The organism is Streptomyces spinoverrucosus (assembly GCF_006539505.1).
In the GTDB taxonomy this organism is placed as follows: domain Bacteria; phylum Actinomycetota; class Actinomycetes; order Streptomycetales; family Streptomycetaceae; genus Streptomyces; species Streptomyces spinoverrucosus.
Map to the genome: position 1 here is coordinate 64749 of NZ_BJND01000002.1, position 15450 is coordinate 80198.

The following is a 15450-nucleotide window of genomic DNA, read 5'->3' on the forward strand; positions in this document are numbered from 1 at the left end:
GGCCTTGGGACAGTTGTAAGAGTGAGCGGCTGATGCCGGCCGCCGGATGCCAGGAGCCGATTCGGGGCGTGCATGGCGTTGTTGCGGCAACGGTGCGCCAGGAAAGGGGCAGACAAGTGAAGGCATTCGTGATGAAGGAGATCGGGCGTGTGGGCTTCATGGAGAAGCCCGATCCGCAACCGGGTCCGGGCGATGCCGTCGTACAGACGACCAGGGCTCTGATCTGCACGTCCGATTCCCACACCGTCCAAGGTGGCATCGGTCCGCGGGAGAACCTGACGCTGGGCCACGAAGCGGTGGGCATCGTGCATGCCGTGGGAGACGAGGTGAAGGACTTCCGGCCCGGCGACCGGGTGCTGGTCGGTGCCATCACCCCCGACTGGGGTGACCTGGCCTCGCAGAACGGGTATCCGTCGCAGTCCGGAGCGCCGCTCGGGGGGTTCAAGTTCGCAAATTCCAAGGACGGGGTCTTTGCCGATTACTTCCATGTGAACGAGGCCGACGCCAATCTCGCGAAAATCCCCGACGCCATCAGTGATGAAATGGCGGTCTACTGCGCCGACATGCTGTCGACCGGCTTCATGGGGGCGGAGAAGGGGAACATCCCGATCGGCGGAACCGTGGCTGTTCTCGCCCAGGGGCCGGTGGGTCTGATGGCGACCGCAGGGGCCAGGCTCCGTGGCGCCGGCCTTGTCATCGGGGTCGAATCGGTTCCCGACCGGCAGAAACTCGCGCGCATGTACGGTGCCGGCGAGATCGTCGACTTCACCAGCGAGGACGTTGTCGAGCGGATCCTTGACCTGACGCGGGGCGAGGGAGTCGACACCGCCATCGAGGCGCTGGGCGCGGATGTGACGTTCCAGACCGCAGTAAAGATCACCAAGCCCGGGGGCACGGTCTCCGTCATCGGATATTTCGGAGAGGGAGAATTCGTGCGCATTCCCCGCGTCGAATGGGGCGTCGGCATGGCCGACAAGACGATCGCGACGGGACTGTGCCCTGGCGGCAGGCTGCGCATGGAGCGACTGCTGCGGGTGCTGGAAGCACAGCTTGTCGACCCCTCGCACATGACGACCCATGAGTTTCGCTTCGACGACATGGAGCGGGCTTTCGAAGTTTCCGACAAGAAGCTCGACGACGTCGTGAAAGTAATGATCACCTTCTAGCCGGGTGTTCCGGTGGCCGACTGACGGCGCTGCGGGAAGAGAGACGGCATGTACGATCCCGACCCCCCCTTCCGGCCGGTTCACAGGCGGAAGGGATACCTGCCGCTGGAAGATCTCGGCCTCATCGGGGACGGTGCGACGGCTGCGCTGGTCGGCCTGGACGGATCCATTCCGTGGATGTGCCTTCCTCGATTCGACGACGAACCCCTGTTCTGCGGATTGCTGGATCACACACGCGGCGGGCATTTCACCCTGGCCCCGGAGGACCTGGTCGAGGCGCGGCAGCGTTACGAACCCGACACCGGCATCCTGACGACCGAGTTGCGCAGCACCACCGGCCTGGTCCGCGTCACCGATGCGCTGGCCCTGCGCTCCGGGGCCGACCTCACCGACGACGCCCCTGCCGACCGGGCCGAGCTCGTCCGTACGGCTGTGGTCCTGAACGGGAGGGTACGCCTGCGGATGGACCTGGAGCCCCGGGGCGGCGGGCAGGCGCAGGCCTTGTTCAGCGGGCTGGAGGTACGACCGTCCCGGCGTCCGGACCTGCGTCTGCACCTGCGCTCCAACCGTCCCCTGACCGCTCTGCACGGCACCCATGACCTCCGGCAGGGCGAACGCCTCGATCTCGTGCTGTCCTGGGGGCGCTTCCATCGCCACCACCGGTTCGACGTGGACGCGATGCTGCGGGGCACCGCCGACGCGTGGCGCCGCTGGATGCAGCACTTCGAGTACGACGGTCCCGAGGAACCGCTGGTCCGACGCGCGGCCATCACACTGAAACTGTGCGACGACTGGGACAACGGGTCGCTCGTCGCGGCCCCCACCTCCTCCCTGCCTGCACCGATCGGCGGTATCCGCAACTGGGATTACCGCTATGCCTGGATCCGGGACGCCGCGTTCGCCGTGTTCGCGCTGCGCCGCATCGGCTTCGGCGGTGAGGCCGACGCCTTCCTGGGTTGGGTTCTCGACGCCTTCGAGTACAGCCGGCGCCCCCGGATCATGTACGCCCTCGGCGGCAGCCCGGTGCCGGACGAGGTGGAGGACCACGAACTGGAGGGCTACCAGCGCTCCGCCCCGGTGCGCTGGGGCAACGGAGCGGCCGACCAGCGTCAGCACGACGTCTACGGGGAGATCCTGGACTGCGCCGACCAGTGGCTTCGCTCCGGCGGAGACATCCAGCCGGCGCTGTGGGCCAACCTGGCCAAGCTGGCCGATGCAGCTCAACAGGCGTGGCGACAGCCGGATCAGGGGATCTGGGAGGTGCGCAGCGAAGGCCGGGTGTTCACGTACTCGGCCGGGATGTGCCAGGTGGCCCTGGACCGGGCTGCGACGATCGGCGAGAGGCACGGCCTGCCAGGAGACGTCGCCAAGTGGCGAGACTCGGCCGACGAGCTGCGCCGGCTCATCCTCGACAGGGCCTGGGACGAGGAGGCACAGACCCTGAGCGCGCATCTCGACGGCGGCGGCGCTGTCGACGCCAGCCTGCTCGCGCTTCCGCTGCGCCAGGTCGTCCCGGCCGATCACCCGCGGATGGTGGCCACCGCCAGGGCCGTAGCCGAACGCCTGTCGGCCGGAGACGGCCTGCTCTACCGCTATCTGCACAAGGAGTCACCCGATGGCCTGGCCGGCGACGAGGGCGCCTTCGTGCTGTGCAGCTTCTGGCTCGTCGACAACCTCATCGGCCAGGGCAGGATCGACGAGGCGGAGGAGCTGTACGCCTCGCTGTGCGCCCGCGCGAGCCCCCTGGGACTGCTGTCGGAACAGATCGACCCGTCCACCGGAGGGTTCATGGGCAACTTCCCTCAGGCATTCAGCCACATCGGGGTCACTGCCAGCGGTGTGAACCTCGCCCGAGCGAAAGCAGGCGTCAACGCGTGATCAACCGGCTCGTGATCTTCGGCGCGACAGGTGACCTCAGCGCACGCTACCTGCTGCCGGCACTGGTCGCGTTGCGTGCGGAAGGGCACCTCGGCGACCGGTTCCAGTTGACCGGCGCGAGCCGGGAGGACTGGGACAGCGAGCGATACCGGGCATGGGTGACCGAGCAGATCGATCGCCATGGTGGGCATCATCCGGCCGACGCCAAGGCGGCGATCGCGGGCACGGCCCGCTATCAACGGGCCGACGTCACCGACCCGGCCGACCTCGCCTCGGTCATCGCCGGTGAGGGGCCCGTCGCCGTCTACCTCGCTCTGCCCCCGGCTCTCTTCCCCCGCGTGGTCACCGCGCTGCACCAGGCGGGCCTGCCGGCTGGCAGCCGGATCGTGCTGGAGAAGCCCTTCGGCGAGGACCTGGCCGGCGCGCAGCAGCTGAACCAGCTGCTGGCCGACCTCCTCCCCGAGCAGGCCGTGTTCCGAGTCGACCACTTCCTGGCCATGACGACCGTCCAGAACGTGCTCGGCAGCCGACTCGCCAACCGTGTCCTGGAGCCCATCTGGAACAGCACCCACATCGCCGAGGTGGACATCGTCTGGGACGAGACCCTCGCACTGGAAGGCAGGGCCGGCTACTACGACACCGTCGGGGCGCTGAAGGACATGGTGCAGAACCACCTGTTGCAGTTGCTCTGCCTGGTGGCCATGGAACCGCCCCTCACCCTCGGCGAGCGCGACCTCCGCGACCGGAAGGTCGACGTGCTGCGGTCCGTGCGGCTCCTCACCGAGGACGACGTCGTACGCCGCACACGCCGTGCACGCTACCTGGCCGGCCGGATCGCAGACCACGACGTCCCCGCCTACGTCGACGAGGAAGGCGTCAACCCACAGCGCCGTATCGAGACTTACGCCGAGGTGGAACTGGAACTGGACAGCTGGCGCTGGTCGGGAACAACCTTCCGGCTCCGCAGCGGCAAAGCACTCCGTGCGGACCGCAAGGAGGTCGCGGTGCGCTTCCGGTCCGTGCCCCACCTGCCCTTCGGCCACAGCGGAGAACCCCGCCCCAACGTGCTCCGCTTCGGCCTCGAACCGGAAGGCCTGACCCTCGACCTGACAGGCATCGGCGCCCACACCAACACCCTCGCCCCGCTGTCGCTGACGGCGCGGATGGAACCGCCCCACCTCCCCGCCTACGGCCGGCTGCTGCTGGACGTCCTGACCGGGGACCCCGCCATGTCCATCCGAGGCGACGAGGCCGAAGAGGCCTGGCGCGTCCTGACACCCGTGCTGAGCGCATGGGAGAGGGATCTGGTTCCGCTCGAGGAGTACCCGGCCGGCTCCGACGGGCCACCTCCCCGGCCATACGGAAGCGGGCAGCAGCGACGGGGTGACCTGTTGCACGCCGAAGCGGCGCCCCCGGGTGGTGCGCCCTGAACTCTGTGGTGTCCCGCAGCGCCGAGCGTCGAATCCCGTGCATCGTGGTCACAGGTGTCGCCGGGATCGGCAAGAGCACGGTGGCTCGCCTGCTCGCGGAGAGGCTGGGCGTGCCCTTCGCGGAAGGCGACGACTTCCACTCCCCGGCCGACATCGCCAAGATGTCCGCCGGCACTCCGCTTGATGACGCCGACCGTCAACCCTGGCTGGAATCCATCGGTCGCTGGCTGCACGAGCGCGACGCAGCGGGCACCGGTGCCGTGGTCGCATGCTCCGCACTCAAGCGACGCTACAGAAACACGCTGCGAGCGGCCTGCCCGGGCGCCTTCTTTCTGCACCTGACAGCCGACCGCGAGCTACTGGCAGACCGGCTCAGCCGGCGCACCGGCCACTTCATGCCGACGTCGCTCCTCGACTCGCAGCTCGCCACGCTCGAACCCCTCGAACCGGACGAGCGAGGAGCCGAGCTCGACGCAACGCCGGCTGCCGACACCGTCGTCGACATGGCCGCAGACCTGCTGCTGCGTCAGTAGCAGGGCACGGCCCCGTCACCCGGACAGCCTGGTGCAGTCGCGCCGCGAAGGCAGCAAAGCGAGGCTGAGGCTCTCAGGGAAACGCCGTTCGGAAAGGTCGTGACCATGGCGGAGACACCCGGCGGGGTCCGGCAGCGCACGACAGAGCCCCGCAGCAGCGACCGGGTGACAGGCCCGTCCCTTTTCGCCGGCTGGGCGCTGGAGTTGAGCGGGTCGCTGAGCATTCTTCTCGGCATCACCGGCATCGCACGCGACACCATCTTCAGCGCACCCCGCTACACCTACCGGTTCGACCTGACGACCTGGGGCTGGCTCCATCTGGTGATCGGGATCGCGCTCGTGGCCGCCGGCCTGGGAGTCCTGCTCGGCAAGAGCTGGGGCACAGGGGCCGGTGTGGCGCTGGGCGCGGTGAGCCTGGTCACCCAGTTCATGTTCATTCCGTACTATCCGCTGTGGTCGATCAGCGTGATGACGCTCGACCTCCTCGCCATCTGGACATTGAGCAGGTTCAGCGCGCCTTACGACACGTGAACACCGTGAGCAAGGCCTCTCCACCAGCGGCGAGGTCAGAACGCCTGGAACTCTTCGAAGGGCGGCTCGAACGAGGGGTCGGGCAAGCGAAGCGCCTTGCAGCGGGTCACTGGTCCGGCCTGGGGATCGGCGCCAACGGTCGTCGCCGTTCCACTGGGATCTTGCGCAGGAAGTAGAGATCGACGAAGACTTCGTGAAATCGGTGACTGCCGATTGGACCATTCGGTTTCTCAACGGTCGACAGACAACCGCGGGCGGCCGTCGCAAAGACGGCCGCCCGGTCAGGCCGTCGCCGGTGCCGGGCCGACCAGCTCCGAGAGCACGTCCTCCATCGTCACGAAGCCGAGGACGGTACCCGTCGCGCCGGTGACCGCGGCCAGGTGGCTGCCGTCGGCGCGCAGCGCGGTGAGGGTGTCGTCCAGCGGGGTGTCGATGCGGACCCGGGTGACCCTGTGCAGCGCGGTGCTCGGGAACGGCTGGTCGCGGTTTGTGACGCCCAGGGTGTCCTTGATGTGCAGATAGCCCAGCAGGCTGCCGTTCGGGCCGGTGACCGGGAAGCGGGAGTAGCCCGCCTCCGCCGCGATCCGCTCCAGCTCGGCCGGGGTGACCGTGTGGCCGACCGTGCGCATCCGCGGCACGGGGACCAGGATCTCGCCCACCGGGCGGGTCCCCAGCTCCAGCGCGTCACGCAGCCGTTCCCCGTCGGCGGGCGACAGCAGCCCGGCCTCGCTGGAGTCGACGACCATCCGGGCCAGTTGGTCGTCGGTGAAGACCGACTCGACCTCGTCCTTCGGCTCGACGCGCAGCAGCTTCAGCAGGGTGTTGGCGAAGGCGTTGATACCGAACACCGCCGGACGCAGGCCGCGCGTGACGGCGACCAGCGGCGGTCCGAGCAGCAGGGCGGTCGGGACCGGCGCCGCGAGGGCGATGTTCTTCGGGATCATCTCGCCGATGAGCATGTGCAGATACGTCGCCACGGTGAGCGCGATGACGAACGCGATCGGATGCACCAGCCCGTGCGGGATGTGGGCCGCCTCGAAGGCGGGCTCCAGCAGATGCGCGATGGCCGGTTCCGCGACCGCGCCCAGCACCAGCGAGGAGGCGGTGATGCCGAGCTGGGCGGTGGCCATCATCGCGGAGAGGTGCTGAAGGCCCCACAGGGTCATCCGGGCCCGCGTGTTGCCCGCTTTCGCGCGGGGCTCGATCTGGCTGCGGCGTACGGAGATCAGGGCGAACTCGGCGCCTACGAAGAAGGCATTGGTCAGCAGGGTCAGGGCGCCGATGGCGAGTTGCAGCACGGTCATCGGGACGCCTCCCCCATCGCATTACTCCTCGCTGCCGCGGGGACCGCCTGGACCGGGAGCCGGGCGGGTGCGGTGATGCGGACACGGTCGGCGCGGTGGTGGTCGACGTCGAGGACGTCCAGGCGCCAGCCGTCGTCCAGGTCCAGGACGTCTCCCTTGGCGGGGATGCGTGCGAGACGGGTGGCGACCAGACCGGCCACGGTCTCGTACGGCCCCTCAGGGGCCGTCAGTCCTATCCCGGCGAGCCGGTCGATGCGGACGGAGCCGTCCGCCTCCCATGCCGGGCGCCCGTCCGGGGCAGCGGGGGTGGGCAGCAGGTCGGGCACTTCCACGGGGTCGTGCTCGTCGCGGACCTCGCCGACGACCTCCTCAACGATGTCCTCCATCGTCGCCACGCCCGCCGTGCCGCCGTACTCGTCGATGACCACGGCCATGGTGCGGGTGGCGCGCAGCCGCTCCAGGAGCCGGTCGGCGGTCAGGCTGTCGGGCACCAGCAGGGGCGCGGTGGCCAGCTCGGTGATCGGGGTGACCGCCCGCTTCGGCGGTGCCAGCGCGAGCACGTCGCGGATGTGGACGGTGCCGATGACGTCGTCCAGGCTGTCGCGGTAGACCGGGAAGCGGGACAGGCCGGTGGCGTGGGTGAGGTTCGCGGCGTCGGCGGCCGTGGCGTGTGCTTCGAGGGCCTTGACGTCGACGCGCGGGGTCATGACGTTCTCGGCGGTCAGCTCGCCGAGGTGCAGGGTGCGCACGAAGAGCTCGGCGGAGTCGGCTTCCAGCGCGCCCTCGGCGGCGGAGTGCTGGGCGAGCGCGACCAGCTCCTCGGGGCTGCGGGCGGAGGCCAGCTCCTCTGCGGGCTCCAGGCCAAGGCGGCGTACGAAACGGTTCGCCGTGTTGTTCAGGTGGCCGATGAACGGGCCGAAGGCGGCCGTGAAGCCGCGCTGCGGGCCCGCCACCACCTTCGCGACCGCGAGGGGTCGGGAGATCGCCCAGTTCTTGGGTACCAGCTCGCCGACCACCATCAGCACCACGGTGGACACGGCCACGCCGAGCACGGTCGCGACGGAGGACGCCGCGCCGCCGAGGCCGACCGCCTCCAGCGGGCCGCGCAGCAGCGCCGCGAGCGACGGCTCGGCGAGCATGCCGATCACCAGCGAGGTGACGGTGATGCCGAGCTGGGCGCCGGACAGCTGGACCGTCAGGCGGCGCACGGCCTTCAGCGCGCCCTCGGCGCCGCGCTCACCCGCGGCGGCGGCCCGCTCCAGGTCACCGCGCTCGACGGTGGTCAGGGAGAACTCGGCGGCGACGAACACCGCGCAGGCCAGTGTGAGCAGGAGGGCCAGCAGGAGCAGCAGGATCTCGGTCACCGTGCCACCCCCGTTTCCTCACTCACATACGGCGGGCGGGGCATGGCACGGCTGGTACTGGGAGGCTCACCCATTGCGGGACCGTGGCTCCTTTTCGTTCTCGGTACGTCGGACGGGAGGGCGTCGGATCAACGCTCCCCTATGGTAAAGGACAAGCAAAGCACGCTGGTCAAGTCAAGGGCCGCGACACCGCCTTCGATGCCTGCGTCCACCCTATGCTTCTACTCGCCTGTAGAGAACGTCCGAGCGTCGCCGGATGTTCCACGTGACGGACGTGATCAGAGCGGTGTCGCCGCGTGCAGGATGAAGACCAACGTCACCGCGGAGTTGGCGGACGACATCGCGGACACCGCCGTACCGGCGGCCGCCGTCCACGCCGCCACTCCCACGCCGGTGAACACCGACGGCCAGGTGCGTGTCGCGGGCGCCGGGCCCAGCAGGGCGGCGACTCTGCGCGGCACCGGGCCGGGTGCGGCGAAGCCCGCGAGTGTGGGTACCGGCGCCCCCTGAGCGACCAGCGCCGCCTTCCCGATCGCGCGCGCCACGGTCCGGCGGTCGCCGACGGCCCGGGCCGCCTCTTCGTCAGCCCAGCGTTCCGTCGTGTACGACACCGCCGTACGCAGCGGGCGCAGGAAGGGGTTGGCGCGCGCCGCCAGCTGCGCTACGAGCAGGAACCGGTGATGACGAGCGGCCAGGTGCGCCCGCTCGTGCGCGAACAGGGCGCGGCGCTCGGCGGGTTGCAGGCCGTGCAGCAGTGCCGTGGTGACGACGATCCGGTCACGGGTGCCGCGGCCGGGCAGGGCGTACGCGTAGGGCGCGTCGTCGGGGAGTACGGCGACCTCCGTGGCGGGCAGTGCGGCAAGTGCCCGGTGGGCGCGGCGGCGTACCCGCGCGTGGCGCCACAGCGTACGACCGCACACCACAGCCACCGCCAGCAGCGCGGGGATGGCCGCCTTGCCGGCCACCTCGTCGTAGGGGACGGCCGCGCGGACCTCCGGGTCGGACCAGCCGTCCGGCAGCGGGTTGCCGGGCAGTTGCGCGGTGCCGACCACCATCAGCAGCCCGAGGCACACCGTGCTGCACACCGCCATCACGCCGGCCACGCCCGTCAGCAGCCGGGTGGCGACGCGCGGGTGGAGGTGGTGCTCGGCGAGCCGGGCGACCGGCCAGGCCGTGAGCGGCAGCACCAGCGGCAGGAAGACGAACACCCCCATGAGGCTTCAGTCTCCCCCTTCGTCCTTCGCCCGACCCAGCAGCTCGCGCAGCAGCCGCTCGTCCTCCGGGTCGAGGGCGGTGACGAAGCTCGCGAGCACTGCCTCGCGGTTCTGCTCGGCGTCCAGCACCTTGCGCATCTTCCGGGCCGCGAGGCCCGCCTCGTCCGAGGCCGGCGTCCAGGCGAAGGACCGACCGGCACGCTCCCGGGTCACCGCGCCCTTGGCCAGCAGCCGGGTCAGGATCGTGATCACCGTCGTATAGGCGAGGTCGCCGCCGAGCCGCTCCTGCACCCAGCCGGCGGTCGCGGGCCCGTCCGCCTCCCGCAGGGCGGCCAGGACCTGCACCTCCAGCTCGCCCTGCCCCCGTCGCCGGGGACGCCGGTGATCCGTCACGCCCTGTCTCCCTTCCCCTGCCGCGCACTTCACGGGCGGTCCATCGTACGGACACCCGCCCCTCTCCCACGTACCCTATGCTTCTACAGTCCTGTAGATTCGACCAAAGGGGCGGCACTCACATGTTCGGACTCAGTGAACTCGCGATCATCCTCATCATCGTCATAGCGGTCCTCGCCGCCAAGAAGCTGCCCGAACTGGCCCGCTCGGCGGGCAAGTCGGCGCGAATCCTGAAGGCGGAAGCCAGGGCGATGAAGGAACAGGAGACTCCGGCCGGGGAGCAGGCGGCCGCGCCGCGCGTGGTCCAGGGAGAGACGATCACGCCCACAGCCCAGGATTCGGCTCGGCGGCAGTGAACACACCAACCCCTGCTTGAAGGCGAACGGCACCTTGTCACCGGTTTCCGGCGCGAACCCTACGATGGTTCTCAGAGGTGGTCGCCATGGATGCTCCACGCCTCAGCAGTACGCCGCTTCCGGGCATCGGTGTCCGTTACGACCTGACCACTCACGAGCACCGGCATCTGTCGGTGGTCGCGCACCGCGACGGGGAGCGGACCCTGAGCGCGTACCGCAAGGACGACCCGGACGACTGCGCCCTGTCCGTGCGGCTGACGGCGGAGGAAGCGGCCACGCTCATCGACGCGCTGCTGCCCGCGCCCCACCTGCCGAACCTGCTGTCCACCACCGAGCTGGGACTGGTGGCCGAGCGGATCGAGCTGTCCGGGAACTCGCACTGGAACGGGCGGCTGCTCGGCGAGACCCGGATCCGCACCACGACCGGCGCCTCGATCGTGGCCGTCCTGCGCCGGACCGAGGCGATCTCCTCCCCCACACCGGACTTCCGGCTGGCCGGCGGCGACACGCTGATCGTGATCGGTACCCGCGAGGGCGTGGAGGCCGCCGCCGCGATACTCGGGCGGGAGTGAACCGCCGTGCAGTCCTCGGCCGTGTTCCTGATCGAGTTCGGAGCGATCATCCTCGCCCTGGGACTGCTGGGCCGGTTCGCCGGGCGGCTGCGGATGTCGCCGATACCGCTGTACCTGCTGGCCGGGCTGGCCTTCGGCGAGGGCGGGCTGCTCCCGCTGGGCGCCAGCGAGGAGTTCGTCGCCGTCGGCGCCGAGATCGGCGTCATTCTGCTGCTGCTCATGCTGGGCCTGGAGTACACGGCCGGCGACCTGGTCTCCAACCTCCGCGCGCACTACCCCGCCGGGCTGGTCGACGCCGCCCTCAACGCCCTGCCGGGTGCCGCCCTGGCGCTGCTGCTCGGCTGGGGTCCGGTCGCAGCCGTCGTACTGGCGGGCGTCACCTGGATCTCGTCCTCCGGTGTGATCGCCAAGATCCTCGGCGACCTGGGGCGGCTGGGCAACCGTGAGACCCCGATCGTGCTGAGCATCCTGGTCCTCGAAGACCTCTCCATGGCCGTCTACCTGCCGATCCTCACCGCCCTGCTGGCGGGTGTCGGCCTGGTGGCCGGAGGTATCACTCTGGCCATCGCGCTCGGTGCCGCCGCCGTCGTGCTGGTCCTCGCGGTGCGGTGCGGCCGCCACATCTCCCGTTTCGTCTCCAGCGACGATCCGGAGAAGCTGCTGCTGGTCGTCCTCGGGCTGACCCTGCTGGTCGCCGGGCTCGCCCAGCAGGTGCAGGTGTCCGCGGCCGTGGGTGCCTTCCTGGTCGGCATCGCGCTGTCCGGGGAGGTCGCCGAGGGTGCGCACAGTCTGCTCGCCCCGTTGCGGGACCTGTTCGCCGCCGTCTTCTTCGTCTTCTTCGGCCTCAGCACCGACCCGGCGAGCATCCCGCCCGTCCTGGTGCCCGCCCTCGCCCTGGCCGCCGTCACCGCGCTGACGAAGATCGCCACCGGCTACTGGGCCGCCCGACGGGCGGGCATCGCCGCGAAGGGCCGTTGGCGGGCGGGCGGCACGCTGGTGGCGCGCGGCGAGTTCTCCATCGTCATCGCCGGACTCGCCATCACGGCCGGGATCGAGCCCTCCCTGGGCCCGCTGGCCACCGCGTACGTTCTGATCCTGGTCCTGCTCGGCCCGCTCACCGCCCGCTGCACGGAGCCGGTCGCCACCCGACTCGCGCGTCGGCGCCGTAGGTCCGCGTCGACGTCCGAGGCCGGGAAGAACCCCACCCCCGCGCACCTGAACGACCAGGACACCGTCGGCCGGGCATGACCGACTGGGCCGTACGGCCGCGTGCTTCAGGTCGCGACCGTCGAGATGTTCGGGCCTGTGACACACAACACACGTCAGCGGGCAAATTTTGACCAGCGCAATGATGGATCCGACCGGCTCATCCGTACCTCCTGACGTACCAACCGCTCGCGTCAGGAGGCTCCATGCCCGTCTCACCCAGCAAGTTGGGGAGCATCTTCGTGTTCGGTGCGCTGGGTCTGACCCTCGCCGCCCTCGCGTACCCGGCCATGCTCGGGATCGAGAACACCGCCGGCTCGCAGGACCGGATCATCGCCAACACGCCCTACGGTCCGCTGACCGAGGCCGACCGTGACTTCGTCGTCAAGGTCCGCTCGGCGGGGCTGTGGGAGTACCCGCTCGGGGAGATGGCCATGGAGCGGGGCACGACTCCGGAGATGAAGGAGGCCGGCGCACACCTCATCGTCGGACATGCCGGACTCGACGCCACCTGCCGCAGGATCGCCCCCGAACTCGGCATCACCCTGCCCAACCAGGCGACACCGCAACAGCAGCAGTTCGTGGCGACCGTGGACGCGGAGACGGGCCAGCAGTTCGACATCACGGCGGTCAACATCATGCGTGTGACCCATGGCCAGATCTTCCCGGCCATCGCCAAGATCCGCGCCAACACCAAGAACAGTCTGGTCCGTACGCTGGCCGACCAGGCCAATGACACCGTGCTCGACCACATCACCGTGCTGGAGAAGACCGGCATGGTCAACTACGAGCAGGTCCTCCTCCAGCAGACCACGCCGCCGAAGCTGCCCAAGGACCAGTTGACCCCGCCACCGCCGCAGCCGGGCTCTCCCGTGCTGGCCCTCAAGCCCCGCCCGGACCTCAACGTGAACACCACGTCGCCTACGCCCAGTCCGTCGGCCGCGGGGGAGGTGCGGTGACCGCTTCCTGAGCTGGAGTTCTTCCAGTTCAGCGTTCACTCTCCCCATAGCGCACTCGGTCCGGCCGCCGCCCATATGGCGGGAACCCCAACCCCAACGAGTGACCGGCGGGATTCGCGTCGACGTCCGTGATGGCGCCTGTATGACCATCGCAGGCATGCTCATCCTGCTCATCGGCAGCGCCTACAACAGCCTCACCCAGCGCGTGCACGCCGAGTTGCGTGAGCGTGGGCACGGCGTCGCCGTCGAGGTGACGCCGTGCGGCGACGACGTGCGGGCGGCCGTCCGGCGGCACGCCCCGGACCTGGTCGTGGCGCCGATGCTGAAGGCCGTCGTACCGCGCGACGTGTGGTCGAGCCACACCTGTCTGATCGTCCACCCCGGCCCCGTCGGCGACCGGGGGCCCTCCTCGCTGGACTGGGCCATCCACGACGGCGTCGAAGAGTGGGGCGTGACCGTGCTCCAGGCGGACGAGGAGATGGACGCCGGGCCGGTGTGGGCGACGGCCGTATGCCCCGTCCCGTGCGTGGGCAAGAGCGATCTGTACCGGAACGAGGTGTCCGACGCGGCCGTCGAGGCCGTGCTGCTGGCCGTGCAGCGGTTCGCCTCCGGCCGGTATGTGCCGCTGGAGCAGGGCACACTGCCGAGGGCGCCCGGTGCGCGAACCAGGCCCGTGATGCGGCAGCAGAACCGCCGTATCTCCTGGGCCGACGACTCCACCGACACCGTGCTGCGCACCCTGCGCGCCGCCGACTCGCAGCCCGGCGTGTTCGACGAGTTGCTGGGCGGGGAGTGGTACCTGCACGGCGGTCATCCCGAGTTCCGGCTGCGCGGGCGGCCCGGGGAACTGCTGGCGACCCGGGCGGGTGCCATCTGCCGGGCCACGACCGACGGCGCGGTATGGATCCCCGAGCTGCGGGAGCGTACGGCGGCCGGTGCGCCGCGCGCGTGCAAGCTGCCCGCCGTGACCGCGCTGGGCGAGCGACTGCCCGCGCTGCCGACCGCGCAGGACGCCACCTGGTCCGACATCCGGTACCGGGAGGACGGGCCCGTCGGTGTCCTGTCGTTCTCGTTCCCGGGCGGGGCGATGTCCACGGACCAGTGCCGGCGCCTGCTGGCCGCCTACCGGGCGGCGTGCGAGCGGCCGACGTCCGTGGTGGTGCTGGGTGCCGGGCGGGACTTCTTCTCCAACGGGATCCATCTGGGGGTCATCGAGGCCGCCGCCGATCCGGCCGCGGAGTCCTGGGCCAACATCAACGCGATGAACGACCTCGTCGAGGCGGTGCTCACCACGACCGACCGCGTCGTCGTGAGCGCCGTCGGCGGCAACGCCGCGGCGGGGGGCGTGATGCTGGCGCTGGCCGCCGACGAGGTGTGGTGCCGTTCGGGCTCGGTGCTCAATCCGCACTACCGGCGCATGGGGCTGTACGGCTCCGAATACTGGACGTACAGCCTGCCCCGCCGGGTCGGTACGGCCATGGCGGAGCGGCTCACCCAGGAGGCGCTGCCGGTCACCGCCGCCCGGGCCAGGGACATCGGGCTGATCGACCGGGTGATCGAGTGCGCTCCGGCACGGTTCACGGCCGAGGTCACTCTCCTGGCCCGTCGGCTGGCGGCGTCCCCACTCGTCCAGTCGCGCCTCGCCGCGAAGAAGGCGGAGTGCGAGCGCCGGGAGGCCGTCACTCCGCTGGCGGCCGTCCGGGAGCGGGAACTGATCCGCATGCGGAGGATCTTCTCGGACCCCGGCGCGCCCTATCACGCGCTGCGCAGGGCCTTCGTACGCAAGGAGCGGGCACCGGCCGGGCCGGATCCTACGAACGAGTCGAGGGCCGTACTGGACCCGGCGGCCACGGACATCGACGGGATCCGGGAGGACGCGTGAACGCCACCACCCCACCCGGGCCGCGCACCCTGGTCGCCGGGGTGGGCAACCTCTTCCTCGGCGACGACGGCTTCGGCGTCGAGGCCGCCCGCCTGCTGTCCGGGCAGGAACTGCCGCCCGGCGTCGAGGTCGCCGACATCGGCATCCGCGGGGTGCACCTGGCGTACCAACTGCTCGACGGGTACGACACCCTCGTACTCCTCGACGCGACGGCGCGCGGCGGGCAGCCCGGGACGCTGTATGTGATCGACGCGACCGAACCGGGGAGCCGGCAGCCGCCGACGAGCCTCCCCCTCGACGGCCACCGGATGTCACCCGACGCCGTCCTGGCCCTGCTGGACACCTTGTGCGCGGGCACCCGTGCGGTGCCGCCGCGGCGCACGCTGGTGGTGGGGTGCGAGCCCGCCGCCGTCGAGGAAGGCATCGGCCTCAGCCCAGCCGTCGCCGCCGCGCTGCCGGAAGCGGTGCGCCTGGTCGTCGGTCTGCTGCGCGATCCGGCGACCGGCCCGGTGCACCGAACGGGCCAGGCATTCGTGTGACCGCGGCGCGCCGCTCGGGCGGCCGTCGGACCGCCGCCGTGTAATGGGCGCCCGCGTGCCCATCACCGAGGTGCGCCGGGCCGACCGGACCGACACGCCCGAACGGCCCCGCGCCACCCACCT

15 protein-coding genes are annotated in these 15450 nt (G+C 70.6%); 11 read left to right on the plus strand and 4 right to left on the minus strand.

Annotated elements, in window-relative coordinates; translation table 11 throughout:
* Positions 1-116: 116 nt before the first annotated feature.
* From SSP24_RS00325 to SSP24_RS00345, 5 genes are all read left to right on the plus strand, one after another.
* Positions 117-1166 (plus strand): NAD(P)-dependent alcohol dehydrogenase, encoded by a 1050-nt coding sequence (locus SSP24_RS00325; protein WP_141306487.1) that lies wholly within the window; start codon positions 117-119, stop codon positions 1164-1166.
* Between the two features lie 48 nt (positions 1167-1214).
* A complete protein-coding gene (locus SSP24_RS00330; RefSeq protein ID WP_141306488.1) occupies positions 1215-3044 on the plus strand; it encodes a glycoside hydrolase family 15 protein in 1830 nt (609 codons plus the stop codon).
* A complete protein-coding gene (locus tag SSP24_RS00335; RefSeq protein WP_141306489.1) occupies positions 3041-4474 on the plus strand; it encodes a glucose-6-phosphate dehydrogenase in 1434 nt (477 codons plus the stop codon). The genes SSP24_RS00330 and SSP24_RS00335 overlap by 4 nt, the downstream gene beginning before the upstream one ends.
* A gap of 41 nt (positions 4475-4515) precedes the next feature.
* A complete protein-coding gene (locus tag SSP24_RS00340; RefSeq protein WP_167529471.1) occupies positions 4516-5007 on the plus strand; it encodes a gluconokinase in 492 nt (163 codons plus the stop codon).
* A gap of 105 nt (positions 5008-5112) precedes the next feature.
* Positions 5113-5538, plus strand: coding sequence for a DUF7144 family membrane protein (locus SSP24_RS00345; RefSeq protein WP_229864816.1), 426 nt, complete (start codon positions 5113-5115; stop codon positions 5536-5538).
* Between the two features lie 281 nt (positions 5539-5819).
* Here the strand turns inward: SSP24_RS00345 and SSP24_RS00355 are convergent, their stop codons facing one another.
* From SSP24_RS00355 to SSP24_RS00370, 4 genes are all read right to left on the minus strand, one after another.
* Positions 5820-6842 (minus strand): hemolysin family protein, encoded by a 1023-nt coding sequence (locus SSP24_RS00355; RefSeq protein WP_141306491.1) that lies wholly within the window; start codon positions 6840-6842, stop codon positions 5820-5822.
* Complete coding sequence (locus SSP24_RS00360; protein ID WP_141306492.1) at positions 6839-8206, minus strand: hemolysin family protein; 1368 nt, start codon at positions 8204-8206, stop codon at positions 6839-6841. Before SSP24_RS00360 ends, SSP24_RS00355 begins: the two co-directional genes overlap by 4 nt.
* 278 nt (positions 8207-8484) lie before the next feature.
* Complete coding sequence (locus tag SSP24_RS00365; protein ID WP_141306493.1) at positions 8485-9420, minus strand: M56 family metallopeptidase; 936 nt, start codon at positions 9418-9420, stop codon at positions 8485-8487.
* A gap of 6 nt (positions 9421-9426) precedes the next feature.
* Positions 9427-9813, minus strand: coding sequence for a BlaI/MecI/CopY family transcriptional regulator (locus SSP24_RS00370; protein ID WP_141306494.1), 387 nt, complete (start codon positions 9811-9813; stop codon positions 9427-9429).
* A 122-nt stretch (positions 9814-9935) separates the two neighbouring features.
* Between SSP24_RS00370 and SSP24_RS00375 the strand changes: the two genes are divergently transcribed.
* The 6 genes from SSP24_RS00375 to SSP24_RS00400 all read left to right on the plus strand — a co-directional run bounded on the left by SSP24_RS00375 (position 9936) and on the right by SSP24_RS00400 (position 15327).
* The gene (locus tag SSP24_RS00375; protein WP_141306495.1) at positions 9936-10169 is read left to right on the plus strand and encodes a twin-arginine translocase TatA/TatE family subunit; all 234 of its coding nucleotides are present in this window, start codon (positions 9936-9938) and stop codon (positions 10167-10169) included.
* A gap of 86 nt (positions 10170-10255) precedes the next feature.
* The gene (locus SSP24_RS00380) at positions 10256-10741 is read left to right on the plus strand and encodes a cation:proton antiporter regulatory subunit (protein WP_141306496.1); all 486 of its coding nucleotides are present in this window, start codon (positions 10256-10258) and stop codon (positions 10739-10741) included.
* Between the two features lie 6 nt (positions 10742-10747).
* Positions 10748-11989: a cation:proton antiporter gene (locus SSP24_RS00385; protein WP_141306497.1), complete on the plus strand. Its 1242-nt coding sequence runs from the start codon at positions 10748-10750 to the stop codon at positions 11987-11989.
* Between the two features lie 164 nt (positions 11990-12153).
* The gene (locus SSP24_RS00390) at positions 12154-12906 is read left to right on the plus strand and encodes a DUF4142 domain-containing protein (RefSeq protein WP_141306498.1); all 753 of its coding nucleotides are present in this window, start codon (positions 12154-12156) and stop codon (positions 12904-12906) included.
* 157 nt (positions 12907-13063) lie between these two features.
* Positions 13064-14788 (plus strand): hydrogenase maturation protein, encoded by a 1725-nt coding sequence (locus tag SSP24_RS00395; protein WP_141306499.1) that lies wholly within the window; start codon positions 13064-13066, stop codon positions 14786-14788.
* Positions 14785-15327 (plus strand): hydrogenase maturation protease, encoded by a 543-nt coding sequence (locus SSP24_RS00400; RefSeq protein ID WP_141306500.1) that lies wholly within the window; start codon positions 14785-14787, stop codon positions 15325-15327. The genes SSP24_RS00395 and SSP24_RS00400 overlap by 4 nt, the downstream gene beginning before the upstream one ends.
* Positions 15328-15450 lie beyond the last annotated feature (123 nt).

Bases quoted from the DNA above. Each gene is read 5' to 3' on its own strand.
- SSP24_RS00345 (WP_229864816.1), top strand. From the start codon at position 5,113: ATGGCGGAGACACCCGGCGGGGTCCGGCAGCGCACGACAGAGCCCCGC.
- SSP24_RS00355 (WP_141306491.1), bottom strand. From the start codon at position 6,842: ATGACCGTGCTGCAACTCGCCATCGGCGCCCTGACCCTGCTGACCAAT.
- SSP24_RS00380 (WP_141306496.1), top strand. From the start codon at position 10,256: ATGGATGCTCCACGCCTCAGCAGTACGCCGCTTCCGGGCATCGGTGTC.
- SSP24_RS00365 (WP_141306493.1), bottom strand. From the start codon at position 9,420: ATGGGGGTGTTCGTCTTCCTGCCGCTGGTGCTGCCGCTCACGGCCTGG.
- SSP24_RS00390 (WP_141306498.1), top strand. From the start codon at position 12,154: ATGCCCGTCTCACCCAGCAAGTTGGGGAGCATCTTCGTGTTCGGTGCG.
- SSP24_RS00395 (WP_141306499.1), top strand. From the start codon at position 13,064: ATGCTCATCCTGCTCATCGGCAGCGCCTACAACAGCCTCACCCAGCGC.
- SSP24_RS00375 (WP_141306495.1), top strand. From the start codon at position 9,936: ATGTTCGGACTCAGTGAACTCGCGATCATCCTCATCATCGTCATAGCG.
- SSP24_RS00330 (WP_141306488.1), top strand. From the start codon at position 1,215: ATGTACGATCCCGACCCCCCCTTCCGGCCGGTTCACAGGCGGAAGGGA.